Source organism: Streptomyces sp. 13-12-16 (assembly GCF_002114215.1).
Taxonomy (GTDB): domain Bacteria; phylum Actinomycetota; class Actinomycetes; order Streptomycetales; family Streptomycetaceae; genus Streptomyces.
The window spans coordinates 1-13,913 of sequence record NZ_NCTE01000096.1; the positions used below are offsets into that span (position 1 = coordinate 1).

12 protein-coding genes and 2 pseudogenes are annotated in these 13,913 nt (G+C 68.4%); 7 read left to right on the plus strand and 7 right to left on the minus strand.

Features of this window, described 5'->3' with window-relative positions; all coding sequences use genetic code 11:
- Positions 1-292: 292 nt before the first annotated feature.
- Genes B7767_RS04775 through argC form a run of 5 tightly spaced genes read right to left on the minus strand, consistent with a single transcriptional unit; the run spans position 293 to position 5,117 of the window.
- Positions 293-832: an arginine repressor gene (locus tag B7767_RS04775; RefSeq protein WP_073933707.1), complete on the minus strand. Its 540-nt coding sequence runs from the start codon at positions 830-832 to the stop codon at positions 293-295.
- Between the two features lie 7 nt (positions 833-839).
- Positions 840-2,045, minus strand: a complete 1,206-nt coding sequence (locus B7767_RS04780; protein ID WP_085571015.1) for an acetylornithine transaminase — start codon at positions 2,043-2,045, stop codon at positions 840-842.
- Positions 2,042-2,944 carry an acetylglutamate kinase gene (gene argB / locus B7767_RS04785; protein WP_085571016.1) on the minus strand — a complete coding sequence of 301 codons (903 nt, stop codon included), beginning with the start codon at positions 2,942-2,944 and terminating at the stop codon, positions 2,042-2,044. The genes B7767_RS04780 and argB overlap by 4 nt, the downstream gene beginning before the upstream one ends.
- Positions 2,941-4,092, minus strand: a complete 1,152-nt coding sequence (gene argJ / locus B7767_RS04790) for a bifunctional glutamate N-acetyltransferase/amino-acid acetyltransferase ArgJ (RefSeq protein ID WP_085571017.1) — start codon at positions 4,090-4,092, stop codon at positions 2,941-2,943. Before argJ ends, argB begins: the two co-directional genes overlap by 4 nt.
- Complete coding sequence (gene argC / locus B7767_RS04795; RefSeq protein WP_085571018.1) at positions 4,089-5,117, minus strand: N-acetyl-gamma-glutamyl-phosphate reductase; 1,029 nt, start codon at positions 5,115-5,117, stop codon at positions 4,089-4,091. Before argC ends, argJ begins: the two co-directional genes overlap by 4 nt.
- Positions 5,118-5,472: 355 nt before the next feature.
- Here argC and B7767_RS04800 point away from each other — a divergent pair, with 355 nt between their 5' ends.
- The 7 genes and pseudogenes from B7767_RS04800 (at position 5,473) to B7767_RS47780 (ending at position 12,266) form a co-directional block, all read left to right on the plus strand.
- Complete coding sequence (locus tag B7767_RS04800) at positions 5,473-6,150, plus strand: TnsA-like heteromeric transposase endonuclease subunit (RefSeq protein WP_256923317.1); 678 nt, start codon at positions 5,473-5,475, stop codon at positions 6,148-6,150.
- Positions 6,150-8,435, plus strand: a complete 2,286-nt coding sequence (locus B7767_RS04805; protein WP_085571026.1) for a transposase — start codon at positions 6,150-6,152, stop codon at positions 8,433-8,435. Before B7767_RS04800 ends, B7767_RS04805 begins: the two co-directional genes overlap by 1 nt.
- Positions 8,432-9,715 carry a TniB family NTP-binding protein gene (locus B7767_RS04810; protein WP_085571020.1) on the plus strand — a complete coding sequence of 428 codons (1,284 nt, stop codon included), beginning with the start codon at positions 8,432-8,434 and terminating at the stop codon, positions 9,713-9,715. The genes B7767_RS04805 and B7767_RS04810 overlap by 4 nt, the downstream gene beginning before the upstream one ends.
- Before the next feature lie 13 nt (positions 9,716-9,728).
- A pseudogene (locus B7767_RS47765) lies at positions 9,729-10,181 on the plus strand (TniQ family protein); the annotation flags it as partial.
- A 795-nt stretch (positions 10,182-10,976) separates the two neighbouring features.
- Complete coding sequence (locus tag B7767_RS47770; protein WP_256923322.1) at positions 10,977-11,579, plus strand: hypothetical protein; 603 nt, start codon at positions 10,977-10,979, stop codon at positions 11,577-11,579.
- Between the two features lie 209 nt (positions 11,580-11,788).
- Positions 11,789-12,079: a helix-turn-helix domain-containing protein gene (locus B7767_RS47775; RefSeq protein ID WP_256923318.1), complete on the plus strand. Its 291-nt coding sequence runs from the start codon at positions 11,789-11,791 to the stop codon at positions 12,077-12,079.
- Positions 12,042-12,266 (plus strand): winged helix-turn-helix domain-containing protein, encoded by a 225-nt coding sequence (locus B7767_RS47780; protein WP_256923319.1) that lies wholly within the window; start codon positions 12,042-12,044, stop codon positions 12,264-12,266. The genes B7767_RS47775 and B7767_RS47780 overlap by 38 nt, the downstream gene beginning before the upstream one ends.
- A 513-nt stretch (positions 12,267-12,779) precedes the next feature.
- Here B7767_RS47780 and B7767_RS44380 read toward each other — a convergent pair.
- Together B7767_RS44380 and B7767_RS04830 are read right to left on the minus strand one after the other, a co-directional pair.
- Positions 12,780-12,947: pseudogene (locus tag B7767_RS44380) on the minus strand (IS1380 family transposase); the annotation flags it as partial.
- Between the two features lie 150 nt (positions 12,948-13,097).
- The gene (locus tag B7767_RS04830) at positions 13,098-13,913 is read right to left on the minus strand and encodes a hypothetical protein (RefSeq protein ID WP_085571021.1); all 816 of its coding nucleotides are present in this window, start codon (positions 13,911-13,913) and stop codon (positions 13,098-13,100) included.

Genomic DNA, 13,913 nt, shown 5'->3' on the forward strand with positions numbered 1-13,913 from the left:
CGCCCACCCGTGCCGCCCCAGCGGCACGACTGCCCGCGGCTGCGGGGCGGGAGCCCGCGGCTGCGGGCAGGGCCTGCGGCTGCGGGGCCTCCCAGTCGGGAGTACCGCGGTTCCCCCAGGGGCGCGGGGAACCGCGCGACCGGCCACGGACGGCCCGCAGCCGGCAGACCACAGCCGCGGGAACGCGAGTACTCGGCCGGCCGTACCACAACTCCCCCAGGGGCGCGGGGAACCGCGCGACCGGCCACGGACGGCCTGCGGGGGGGGCGTACCTGAGTGACCCGCGGAGCGCTCAGTGGCCGTTCTGGGCCAGGCGGAGCAAGTGGTCCGCCAGGGCCTGACCTCCCGTCGGTTCCCGGCTGATCAGCAGCAGCGTGTCGTCGCCGGCGATCGTGCCGAGGATGTCGTGGAGTTCCGCCTGGTCGATGGCCGAGGCCAGGAACTGGGCCGCACCGGGCGGGGTCCGCAGGACCACCAGGTTCGCGGAGGCCTCCGCGGAGATCAGCAGCTCCTGGGAGAGCCGCCGCATCCGCTCCTCCTTCGCGGACTCCCCCAGCGGTGCCCGGGGGGTGCGGAACCCCCCTTCGCTCGGCACCGCGTAGATCAGGTCACCGTCGTTGTTGCGGATCTTCACCGCGTTCAGCTCGTCCAGGTCCCGCGACAGCGTCGCCTGGGTGACGCTCAGCCCGTCGTCCGCGAGCAGCTTCGCGAGCTGGCTCTGCGACCGCACCGGCTGCCGGTTGAGGATGTCCACGATCCGGCGGTGGCGTGCGGTGCGCGTCTGCGGCACGGCAGGCCCGGCCTGCTGACCCTGGTCCTGCTCCTGGCTCATCGTCGTCTCATTCTCCGGATCGTCCTTCCCCGCCCGCCGTACCGGCCTGGTCCAGGATGCCGGGCAGCGCCTCGAGGAAGGCGTCCACCGCGTCGTCCCCGAGGTTCAGCGGCGGCATCAGCCGTACGACATCGGGAGCGGGCGCGTTCACGAGGAATCCGGCGTCCTGAGCCGCCTGTTGCACCCGGGGCGCGAGCGGCTCGGTGAGCACGATACCCAGGAGGAGGCCCGAGCCCCGGACATGGTCGATCAAGGCGTGGCCGGACCCCTCGATCCCGTCGCGGAGTTTCTCGCCCTGCCGCTTGACGTTCTCCAGCAGCCCCTCGTCCTCGATGGTGTCGAGAACGGCGAGTCCGGCGGCGCAGGCGACCGGGTTGCCGCCGAAGGTCGTGCCGTGGTGGCCGGGCCGGAGCAGGTCGGCGGCGCGGCCGAAGGCGACGGTGGCGCCGAGCGGCAGGCCGCCGCCGAGCTGCTTGGCGAGGGTGACGACGTCCGGCAGGACGCCCTCGTGGGCCTGGTACTCGAACCAGTGCCCGGTCCGGCCGATGCCGGTCTGCACCTCGTCGAGGACGAGCAGCGCGCCGGTGGCGGCGGTGATGGCACGGGCCGCCTTCAGGTAGCCGGCGGGCGGGACGACGACACCGAGTTCGCCCTGGATGGGTTCGATGATCACCAGGGCCGTCTCCTCGGTGACCGCGGCGGCCAGCGCCTGCGCGTCGCCGAAGGGCACGTGGGTGACGTCGGCGGGCAGCGGCTGGAACGGCTCCCGCTTGCCGGGCTGCCCGGTGAGCGCGAGGGCACCCATCGTGCGGCCGTGGAAGGCGCCCTCGGTGGCGACGACGTGGGTCCGCCCGGTGAGCCGGCCGATCTTGAAGGCGGCCTCGTTGGCCTCGGCGCCGGAGTTGCAGAAGAAGACCCTGCCGTCCCGGCCGAAGAGCCGGAGCAGCCGCTCGGCGAGGGCGACGGTCGGCTCGGCCATGAAGAAGTTGGAGATGTGGCCGAGGGAGCCGATCTGCCGGCTGACGGCCTCGACGATCGCCGGGTGGGCGTGGCCGAGTGCGTTGGTCGCGATGCCGCCGACGAGGTCGAGGTACTCCGTGCCCTCGGCGTCCCAGACCTTCGGGCCCTCGCCGCGTACGAGGGGCAGGCGCGGCGTGCCGTAGTTGTTCATCAGCGCGCCCTGCCACCGTGCGGTGAGTTCTGCGTTGGTCACGACTCCCCCTGTTCGTCGGGCACGACCATCGTGCCGATGCCCTCGTCCGTGAAGATCTCCAGCAGGATCGAGTGCTGGACCCGGCCGTCGATGACGCGGGCGGTGGTCACGCCGTTGCGTACGGCGTGCAGACAGCCCTCCATCTTCGGCACCATGCCGGAGGACAGCTCCGGCAGGAGTTTCTCGAGCTGGGACGCGGTGAGGCGGCTGATCACCTCGTCGGAGTGGGGCCAGTCCTCGTAGAGTCCTTCGACGTCCGTGAGGACCATGAGGGTCTCGGCGCCCAGTGCAGCAGCGAGTGCCGCAGCCGCCGTATCAGCATTGACGTTGTAGACATGGTGGTCGTCCTGGCTGCGGGCGATCGACGAGACGACCGGGATGCGGCCGTCGGCGAGCAGGGCCTCGATCGCGCCGGTGTCGATGTCGGTGATCTCGCCGACCCGTCCGATGTCGACGAACTCGCCGTCGATCTCGGGCCGGTGCTTGGTGGCGGTGAGGGTGTGCGCGTCCTCGCCGGTGAGGCCGACGGCGAGCGGGCCGTGCCGGTTGAGCAGCCCGACCAGCTCGCGCTGCACCTGTCCGGCGAGCACCATGCGTACGACGTCCATGGCGTCCTCGGTGGTGACGCGCAGGCCGGCCTTGAACTCGCTGACGATGCCGTGCCGGTCGAGCGCGCGGCTGATCTGCGGACCGCCGCCGTGCACGACGACGGGCTTGAGGCCGGCGTGGCGCAGGAAGACGACGTCCTGGGCGAAGGCGGCCTTCAGGTCCTCGTCGACCATGGCGTTGCCGCCGAACTTGATGACGACCGTCTTGCCGTGGTGGCGGGTCAGCCAGGGCAGCGCCTCGATGAGGATCTGCGCCTTGGGCAGCGCGGTGTGCTTGCGGGTGCTGGTCATGAGGAGTAGGCGCTGTTCTCGTGGACGTAGTCGGCGGTGAGGTCGTTGGTCCAGATGGTGGCGGTGGCGTCACCGGCGGCGAGGTCGGCGACGATGTGGACCTCGCGGTAACGCATGTCGACCAGGTCCCGGTCCTCGCCGACGCCGCCGTTCCGGCAGACCCAGACGCCGTTGATGGCGACGTTCAGCTCGTCGGGCTCGAAGGCGGCCTTCGTGGTGCCGATCGCGGAGAGGACGCGGCCCCAGTTGGGGTCCTCGCCGTGGATGGCGCACTTGAGGAGGTTGTTGCGGGCGATGGAGCGGCCCACCTCGACGGCGTCGTCCTCGGTCGCGGCGCCCACCACCTCGACCTTGATGTCCTTGCTGGCGCCCTCGGCGTCGCGGATGAGCTGCTGGCCCAGGTCGTCGCAGACGGTCCGTACGGCCTCGGCGAACTCCTCGTACCCGGGCGTGGCCCCGGAGGCACCGGAGGCGAGCAGCAGCACGGTGTCGTTGGTGGACATGCAGCCGTCGGAGTCGACCCGGTCGAAGGTGACCCGGGTCGCGTCCCGCAGGGCCTTGTCGAGCACCTCGGCGTCGAGGTCGGCGTCGGTGGTGAGGACGACGAGCATGGTGGCGAGGCCGGGGGCGAGCATTCCGGCGCCCTTGGCCATGCCGCCGACGGTCCAGCCGTCCTTGGTGACGACGGACGTCTTGTGGACGGTGTCGGTGGTCTTGATGGCGATGGCGGCCTTCTCACCGCCGTGCTCGGAGAGCCGGCCGGCGGCCGCCTCCACGCCCGGGAGCAGCTTGTCCATGGGGAGCAGTACGCCGATGAGTCCCGTCGAGCAGACGGCGATCTCGCCCGCTCCCGTCCCCAGCACCTCGGCCGCCTTCTCGGCGGTGGCGTGGGTGTCCTGGAAGCCCTTCGGTCCCGTGCAGGCGTTGGCGCCCCCGGAGTTGAGGACGACGGCGGACAGCTGCCCGCTCTTGAGCACCTGCTCGGTCCAGAGCACGGGCGCCGCCTTGACGCGGTTGGAGGTGAAGACGCCGGCGGCGGCGCGGCGGGGACCGTTGTTGACCACGAGGGCCAGGTCGGGGTTGCCGTTCTCCTTGATCCCGGCGGCGATGCCCGCCGCCGTGAATCCCTTCGCTGCCGTCACGCTCACGGCGCAACTCCGATCGTCGTCAGCCCGGTGGCCTCGTCGAGGCCCAGGGCGATGTTCATGCTCTGGACGGCACCGCCCGCGGTGCCCTTGGTCAGGTTGTCGATGGCGCTGATCACGATGATCCGGTCGGCGGCGGTGTCGTACGCGACCTGGATCTGGACGGCGTTGGAACCGAGGACGGACGCGGTCGCGGGCCACCGGCCCTCGGGCAGGAGGTGGACGAAGGGCTCGTCGGCGAAGGCCTTCTCGTAGGCGGCTCGCACGGACTCGGCGGTGACGCCGGGCTTCGCCTTCGCGGTGCAGGTGGCGAGGATGCCGCGGGGCATCGGCGCGAGGGTCGGCGTGAAGGAGACGGAGACCCGCTCGCCCGCCGCCGCGCTGAGGTTCTGGATCATCTCGGGGGTGTGCCGGTGCCCGCCGCCCACGCCGTACGGGGACATGGAGCCCATGACCTCGGAGCCCAGGAGGTGGGGCTTGGCCGCCTTGCCGGCGCCGGAGGTCCCGGAGGCGGCGACGATCACCGCCTCGGCCTCGGCGAGGCCTGCGGCGTACGCCGGGAAGAGGGCGAGGGAGACGGCGGTCGGGTAGCAACCGGGCACCGCGACGCGCTTGGACCCCTCCAGCGCGGCGCGGGCACCCGGCAGTTCGGGCAGGCCGTAGGGCCAGGTACCGGCGTGCGGGGAGCCGTAGAACGCCTCCCAGTCGGCGGCGTCCTCCAGCCGGAAGTCGGCGCCCATGTCGATCACGAGCACCTCCTCGCCGAGCTGTTCGGCGACGGCGGCGGACTGGCCGTGCGGCAGCGCGAGGAAGACGACGTCGTGCCCGGCGAGCACCTCGGGCGCGGTCGGCTCCAGTACGCGGTCGGCCAGCGGCAGCAGATGCGGCTGGAGCGCGCCCAGCCGCTGCCCGGCGTTGGAGTTGCCGGTCAGGGCACCGATCTCGACCTCGGGGTGTGTCAGGAGCAGACGCAGCAGCTCACCGCCCGCATACCCGCTCGCTCCGGCCACCGCCGCACGTACCACCATGGAAAACCCTCCTCCTGGATGGCATGACTATACGTTTCGTTGCACGTTTATGCAATGCATGCCCGGAACGGTCCCGCGACCGCCTGCGACGGAGATTTTTAGTTGGCACATGGAGAACGCTGGTTGGCAAATCTTGGTCCCGTCACGCTGTGTTGCGGGCAGTACCAGCGAAACGCCCCCGTCGCCGGTCGAGTGGTGCTTCTCTGGATGAGTGGGCGAGGCAGCGAGAGCGAAGATCCCGTCGGATTCAAGTCAGCTGGACCACCTTGTCACGGCGTACGACGGGGACGCCGGACTGCGGGATCGGCTGCGGCTCGGGGACGACTGGCCGCGTCGGTGGAGTTCGACGTGGCAGGTGGGCGCCGACGAGGTCTGCTGGCCGGTCCGGGACATGGCTCACGTACCGGTGATGTCGTCCCGGCCGATGCGGGGGTTCACGTGGCGGGCGAAGCAGCGGCACCGCCCCGGCCTGGAGGCGATGGCGTCAGCGGGCGGGAAGCATGGCTTCGAGTCGCTGAAGGAAGCGAGCCTGCTGGTCGCGCTGGACTTCTTGAGGGCATCGGAAGTGCTGTCGCAGCCGTTCCGGCTTGATTTCGAGCATGCGGGCGGGCGCGCCTGGCACATCCCGGACTTCTTGGCCGTGATCGGCGGTGGGATGTGGTTGCTGGACGTCCGCCCGATGGAGCTGATCAAGGAAGAGGACGCGCTGAAGTTCGCGGCGGCCAGGGAAGTGGCGGCTGCCTGCGGCTGGCGGTACTCGGTGGTCGCGGGCTGGCGACCGCATGTCTGGAGCGTCCTTGACCACCTGTCCTCGCGCCGGCGGCCGGCGAGGGACCTTCTCGGCATGCGCGAGCAGCTGCTCACCGCTATCAGCGGGCAGAAGGGGCAGGCGATGACGTTCTCCGACCTGGCGGAGGCGACCAGCGTGCCTTCCGTTGGCCGGGCGAACATCGTCCGGCTGCTCTGGCACCGCGAACTCGGCGTTGACCTGGGCAGTCCCTTGCGCCACAGCTCACTGATCTGGGCGGTGTGATGGCAGCGAGGGGATTCTTGCAGATCGCGCCGGGTAGGCGGGTCGCGCTCAATGGCGTCGAGTGGACGGTTGACGACGTCCACGGTCAACTCGGCCGGCTCGTCCTCGTGGATGACGACGGCCGCGCGGAGACCCGCTCGTTCCGTTGGCTCATCAACCATGCTGACCTGCGGCTTCTTCCGGCAGTCGAGTCAGGGCGCCCGCCGCCGGTCGCCCGGCAGCCGAGGACACTGGCCGACTTGACCAAGGACCAGTTAGAGCGGGCCCGGCTGCGGGCGGCGCACGTGCTGGAGACCGAGACGGGGTTCCGGGAGGGCCACCCGGCTCGGGCCCTGCCGGGTGAGCCCCGACCGGCCTACGACCCGGACCGCACGACGTTGACTCAGCGTCGGTACGCGAAGGCTGCGGAGATAGAGGCGATGCCCCGTCCGGAGGCGGTCCGGTGCGGTCTGCAGCACCTCAGCTACCGGACGCTGGTACGTCTGTCGGGACTGGCGGGCGACAGTCTCCTGCTGGCCTGCGCGGACGGGCGCTGGACGCGGCGACGCAGCGGGCACCGCACCATCACGAAGGAGGTCCGGGAGGCGATCTTCGCAGTAAAGGCCGAGTGCGGCCCACGCGCCCGCTTGAGCCAGGGTGCCAAGCACCGGTTGATGCACCAGTACATGCGTGAGCGGTTCCCGACGTTTCCCACTGAGAAGATCCCTTCACGCTGGACGCTCGCGGCCGTCTGGAAGGAGTGGTTCGGGCCCGGCGGAGCCCGGCCGCGTTACGAGCGGACGGCGGAGGCGGCCGCGGAGGCCGGGGTCTCCGGCCGGGTGGTGGTCCACAGGCCGGGCCAGGTTCTGGTGCTGGACTCGACCCCGATGCCGGTGAAGCTGCGCGAGACCGTGTTCGGCGACGCGATCACCGCGACGCTGACCCTCGCACTCGATCTCTACACGCACGGGCTGCCGGCCTTCCGGCTCACGCTCCAGTCCGACACCTCGGTCGACATCGCGATGCTGCTGCGGGACGTGATGTTGCCGCTTCCGATGCGGGACGGCTGGGGCGAGGACATGGAATGGCCCTACGCAGGGGTGCCGGCCGAGGTGATCGCCGAGTTCACCGGGCACCGGGTCGCCGCTCTGCCGTTCTTTGCCCCGGAGACGGTCACCACCGACCACGGCGGCCCCTACAAGAATCACGACCTAGTGGAAGCCGAAACGGAGATCGGCTGCCGGATCCTGCCTGCTCGCGTCCTGCGGCAGACCGACAAGTTCGCGGTCGAGCGCCAGTTCCTCACCATCCAGACCATGCTCTTCGAGCACCTGCTGGGATTCACCGGCGGTGACGTCGCGGACCGCGGGGCCGACCCGGAACGCGATGCGAGCCTCACGCTCGCGCAAGCCGAGCACATCATCGCGACCTGGATCGTCCAGATCTGGCAGAACCGTAAACTAGGCGAATACGCCCCGAGTTGGGCGCCGGGTGAAGACCACAGCCCCAACACCCTGTTCGCTGCCGCGATGGAACAGGGCGGCTTCGACCTGGACTTCCCCGAACCGAGCTTCTACTACAAGGTCCTGCGCAAACACCATGTGAAGATCCATCCTCGTCGCGGGGTGAAGATCCTCGGGCTGTGGTATCACCACCCGGTCTTCGACGAGCCGCGCTTCCAGCAACCCTCCGCCCGAGGCGGCAAACACGCGGGCAAGTGGGTTGTCCGCAGTGACCGGAGGGACCGCCGGCAGGTGTTCTTCCAGGACCCTGCCGACCACGAGACCTGGCACATTCTGCGCTGGAGAGGACTGCCGCCCGAAGGTGAGATCCCTGCTTTCTCGGACAAGACTGCCGACGCCCTGCTGACACGCGTGAGGGCGAACAAGATCAGGATCCATTCCGAGAGCGAGCTCCTGGAACATCTGCTCGGGATCCTCGGCTCGGTCACCCCAGTCGACCAATGGCCCAGCCAGGCCAAGAGGAAGGCCGGAAAGAAGCAGCGCGTCGCCCAAGCCCGCGAGATCACCCGCGCACAGGCTGCGGCCGCTGACCGCCCCGCCGCATCCGCCATCGCGGATGAGCTAGCTCCGGCTGAGATGCCCGCGGCCTGGGCCGAGCACGCCCGCACGATCGACCACGCGGTAGACGCCGACCGCCGTCGACGACGCGAAGAAGCCCTCGCCGACGTCAAGCCCGTGGCCCCGGCAACGCTGCACGAGGCCCTGAACCGGCGTCCCATGTTCCGGCTTCCGCCCCCCGACGACTCGGAAGCCGATACACCTGTCCAGGAGGACCACACGTGACCCGAGCCCTCTCTCACGATGATCCGCTGGACGGTCTGCCTTCACGAGCCAGGATCGCCGAGCTGATCCTGGGCAGCCGCCCGCCCCTCGACACCTACGTTGGCTGGCAGCACTACCGCACCCACTACGACCTACTCGTCCCCGCTCCGACGATCTCCCCGCAAAAGTGGTCGATGCTCCCTGAGAGCCGCCGGTACGACTACGACCTCTACCGGGAGCTGACGAACGCGAACCTCCCGCTGCAGGACACCCCCATGCATGACAAGGTCGGCAAGCTGATCCGGCGCCGGTTGAGCGGCAACACGAGGAAGAAGAACGACCCGACCCGCGCCGGCGTCATGATCAGCGGCTGGGGCAACTACGGCAAGACCGCGTCTGTCTGCTCAGCCGGGGCCGTCTTCGAAAAGCAGTGGCTTGAACTCCACAGCCACCTCAACCCCCAGGCTCTGCCGGGCACCCGCGATCTCCACGCACCGGTCGTCTATGTCTCGACCCCGGTGACAGCAACGCCGAAAAGCCTTTGCACGTCGATCTTAGGCTTCTTCCGGGCCCCGACGCGCAAGTCGGCCACGCTGCCGGAACTGGTACGGCAGGTCGCCGACTCCCTTTACGACCATGGCGTCAAAGCTCTGATTCTGGACGACATCAGCCGGCTGCGGATGCACAGAGCCGACGACCAGGATGTCCTCGACCTGATGCGGGCCCTTATGAGCCTGGACGTCACTCTGATCCTGACCGGCGTCAACATCTCCGGCATCGGGCTGCTGCGTGAGGCCAAGTGGAACAAGAAGACCCGGCAATGGGAGATGCCACCGCTGGAGTCGACCCGCATCCACGGTTTGGAGGTCACCCAGACGGAACACCGCTTCGAGCTCATCGAGATCGACCGGTTCCGCTACACCACCCCGAAACAGATCGCGGCCTTCGTCAATCACCTGAAGGGAATCGAGAAGCACCTGCGGCTGATGAACGCGACGCAGGGCATGCTCACCGGCGGCGGTATGCCGGAGTACTTGATGCGTCGCACCGGCGGTGTCATCGGCCTGCTGGGACGCCTGCTCGAAGACGGCGCCCAGGAAGCCATGGACTCCGGGAAAGAAATGATCGACGAGAGCCTGCTGGACGAGATCGTGCTCCGGCGGGACGAGCCCGAGCAGCCGCCGGACGAGCCCGTCATCCCGGCCGCCCCGCGGACCGCCGTCAAGAAGGCCACGCAGGCGAAACGACCCCGGAACACCGTTTTCGATGACCCTGGCCCGGCTGCCCGCGCGGGCGCCTGACGGAGAAGCCACGATGCATCCACTGCCCCGGAGTCTCGAACCTGCCTCAGGAGAGTCCCTTGTCAGCTACCTGCTTCGGCTAGGGCATCGCCTCAGCCTCCCGCCTCTGCAACTGATCCGTGCGGCGGGCTGGACCGATCGCGTCCAAGCCCATCACATCCCAGGCAGTCTGCTGCTGAATCTCACCGGGCCGGAGGCCCAAGGATTCGCCCGACTGACCCGCCAGACAGCCGAGGAAGTGTCGGCACTAACACTGGCACAGTGGCGAGACCGGTATCCCCCCATCGCCTGGTCGTCCGTGTCCGGACCGGGACCGGGACAGAGGCCGGACCCATGGCTCTTCGTCGGCTCCCCACGGTATTGCCCCACCTGTCTGGCGGGCGACTGCACCCCAGCCCAGCGATTCCACGGCGGTCCCTGGCGCAAGCTATGGCACCTACCCTTTGTCTTCAGTTGCGTAGAACACCAGACCTATCTGGAAGCAAGCTGCCCGCGCTGTGGGCAGCCGCGCGCCATATCAGGGCGCCTGATTGAGCGGGCCAACGATCACACCCTGCACCCAGCGCAATGCCGGTGGACGATCGGCACCCCAACCCGGAAACGAAAGTCCCGCGCCTGCGGCGGCAGACTCGATCAGCGAGTTGCTACAGATCCTTACCGTCGGCCACACCCAACACCGGACATCCTTCGCTTCCAGCAGTCCCTGCTTGCCCGCCTAGAACCGCTGACTCCGGCCTCGGACGCATCCGAGTACTTCACTGATCTCCGGCTGGCCACCGCACTGATCGCTACTACTTGGCCAGTAGGGCAACACCTTCTCGACACCACCTTCGCCGGGCATGTGGCCGCGTACGTCCACTCCGCTTCAGGGAATTCGAGTACCAGCAACGTTTTGCAGCACTCTCGCTTGCGCGATGTACCGCCCCGTGACCCGATCGCCTGTGCCGGACTCCTACGCGCCGCACACGCCTTACTCGAAGCAGACGATCTGTCCGAACACCTTTCCCACCTCGTCCACACCCCCGGGGAACGGCCGACACGTACGCCCTGGGTACGCATCTACGCCCGACATGAAAACTCGTGCTCACCACGATTCCGAGACGCAGCCGAACCCCTGACCCGCACCTACCGCAAAATCGGCGGCCCACAGGGATTCCGAGCACCACTGCGGGACGACTACCGACCAGAACACATCCCCGCATACCTGGAACTGGACTGGTATGAAAGATACTTCGCACCTATTACCGGCATTGCCCCGAAGGTGCTACGCCGAACCGCTGCAGTCCGGCTCGTCCAGTGGGCCATAGGCGGACCCCTCGACGAGGCCGCGGCCTACCTCGGCATCACCCCAAGCCTGGTGCGGTTCAGAACCAACACCGACTTCAAACGCTGGGAGCGCGCAGGACGCAGTCCAGCCGAGTTCGAACGAGTCCTCCGCGAGCTCGGTGCCGAACTCCGAGCACCCCGGCGACCACTCATCGACTACCAGCGCCGACGCGAGGCGCTCAGGGACTGGGCCCTTCCTCCGGACGAATGGGACGCCCTGGTCAGCGAGTTGCCACCGCTTCCCGGCCCCATCCGGCCACCGGTCGGCGACCGCAAACGCCAGGACGCCTCCGTCTACATCTGGGTACAGGTCACACAAGGCGAGCACCTCTTCGCCCCACGCCCCATCGAGGCCGAACAGCCTCGACACGTGCAGCGCGAATGGGCCCTGCGCCGCAACACCACCTGGTATAACCTCGTCCGGCCAAATACCTTTCGACACTACGCCGACCTACGGAAACTCCTCGCCGGATATTCCCAACAGCTCGCCCGGGACATCGACTCGGGTACAGGCAGGTCATCAACAGTCAACGAATAGTCCGACGCGTTCAGAGCGTGACCTGCCCACCAAGAATTCCGGTTACAGCGTTGCAGGCAGGGCTCGCACGCGTCACAGAGAGGAAGCAGTACTGCTCCGGCCACGACCTGGCCAAGGCATTCTCACTCGTCGCGAAATGGCGGACATCTTTAACGGTGCGGGTTACGTCGGGTCGTGACGGTTGGTGTCGGCTCCGCTATGCCGGAAGAGTGAGGTATCCCGATGGCGGTGGACTGACGGCCGACGAGCGCGATCGGCGTGAACAAGTCCGTTTCGCGGCAGCCGACTTGATCGAGGCGGGGGCCAGTGAACGGGAGGTAGCCCGGCGGTTCGGGGTGACCCGCATGTCGGCGAACCGCTGGGGCCGGGCACTGGTCTCGGGCGGCCGCCAGGGCTGGTGTCCAAAGGTCCCGGCGGCGCCGCTGCAAACTCGATGCTGGTCAACTGCATCTTCTGGAGCCGGTGTTGAAGTCCGGGCCTGCCGCCTCCGGCTGGAGTGACCAGTGCTGGACGCTGGCCCGCATCGGCGAGATATTGCGCTGCAGTTTCGGGGTCGAGTACACCCTGGCCAGGCTGGACCTGCTCCTGCACCGCATCGCTGGAGCGTGCAGGTCCCGAGCCGCAAGGCCACCGAGCGGGACGAGCCGAGGATCGCCACGTGGAAGGACGAGCAGTGGCCCGTCATAAAAAGAGGGCGGCGGACCTGGGCGCCTGGCTGTGCTTTGAGGACGAGGCAGGTCAGGGCCTGAGGCCGCCCAAGGGCCGAACCTGGGGCCGCCGGGGCCGCACTCCGGTCGTGAAGGTCACCGCCGCGGGCACCAAGCGGGTCTCGATGGCAGCACTGATCTGTTCAACCCGGTCAAGGGCGTCTGGTCGCACCTGAATAGATCCCTGGCCAACACAGCCTCGACGAGCTCACCGTACTGGTGAAGACCCGGCTCAAACGGATGCAGTACCGACCCCACCTCATCGAGGGCCTCATCGCCAAGACCGGATTCGACTTCCAACCGCCGTAACCTCAGCCATTGAAGATCTCGAGCCTCGATCTTTCGTGAGGGTCCGCCGACGGAGTCGGCGGACCCTTTCGCTTTCCGGAGCTGATGGTGGGCAGGCCGACGGCCCGGCTGTCGCGTCGGGTGGACGCCGGGTTCCACTGCCGGGGATGGGTGATGCTGTCGCCGGGAAGGTGGGGGTTGCTGGTCAGCCGGGGGTGGCCAAGAGCGCGAGCCGTTCGAGGGCGTCTGTGATCTCGCCGGTCCAGGGCCAGTGCTGGGTGAGGCGGAGAATCCTGTGCCGGCCGGTGGTGACGAACTGGGCGGCCGCGGAGAACAGGCGGAATCGCAGGCGGCGGGGTTCCCAGAGTCGGGCCAATCGATGCGATGATCTACGTACCCGCGGATTTCGCAACCCGCGGGATAGCAGGAGCGCCACGCCGAGACTCCCGCCCCTGGATGACTCCGCCGAACAGGGCAGAGTGCAGAGGAGGAGGCCTCCCAGCAAGATCCCCCCCGGTACTCTTTAATGAGGGTGGCTTGCTGCCAGGTCGTTGAGCACGGCGTTTACTGTGGACCAGCAGAGGTCGGCGGTGTCGAAGTCTGCGCTGTGTTTGGCGCGCTTTTCCGCGAGGGGGTGGACCAGGTTGCGGTAGGTCCGTAGCAGGTCCGAGGCCATTTTTGCGTCTTGGTCGATCCACTGGTTGGTGTGGGCGTGCTGAATTAGGTCCTGCAGCCGGGTGTCGCGGGCGGGGCGGGTCAGCGGCACGGTTGCAGTCCTGACGTCGGCAGCATGGACGAGGACGCCTTCGAGGAGGCTCCCGAGCATGATGACGGCGGAGGTGTAGGCGCCGTGTTCTTGGCAGATGCGGGCTTCGTCGAGGCGTAGCTGAACGGCGGGGGCCAGGTCGGGATCGGAGACGATGTCGGTGATGGCCACCTTCAGTTCCACGCGCTGGGGGCGAGGGGGTTCGTCGGGGTCGTACTCGATGAGGAAGGGCTGCCCCTTGCGGTAGTCGATGCGGAGGCCTTCGAGGGCGAGGACTTCCTGGAGGCGCTGGATGACGGCGTCGTAGTCGGCAGGTTGTTGTTGGTATTCCCGTCGGTTGGCCAGGCGCAGGATGACGCGCTCGGTGTCTCCTGTCTGGTCTTCCTGTCGTTCACGCAGGATGGTGTGGACCCAGCGGTGGCGAGGGCTTCCGTCGTGGTCGGGCACGTCTTCCCAGCCGGCCCGGCGGAGGAATGGAGCGAGTTCCCAGCCCGCGCGGCGTTTCATGCCCGGCTCGTCACCGCAGACCATGGCGGCGAGTTCTTCGAGGGTGCTGTCGTCGTAGTTGTCCAT

Excerpts from the sequence above, each read along its gene's own strand:
- B7767_RS04775 (WP_073933707.1), bottom strand. The coding sequence starts at position 832 with ATGAGCCAGGAGCAGGACCAGGGTCAGCAGGCCGGGCCTGCCGTGCCG.
- argB (WP_085571016.1), bottom strand. The coding sequence starts at position 2,944 with ATGACCAGCACCCGCAAGCACACCGCGCTGCCCAAGGCGCAGATCCTC.
- argC (WP_085571018.1), bottom strand. The coding sequence starts at position 5,117 with ATGGTGGTACGTGCGGCGGTGGCCGGAGCGAGCGGGTATGCGGGCGGT.
- B7767_RS04805 (WP_085571026.1), top strand. The coding sequence starts at position 6,150 with ATGGCAGCGAGGGGATTCTTGCAGATCGCGCCGGGTAGGCGGGTCGCG.
- B7767_RS04830 (WP_085571021.1), bottom strand. The coding sequence starts at position 13,913 with ATGGACAACTACGACGACAGCACCCTCGAAGAACTCGCCGCCATGGTC.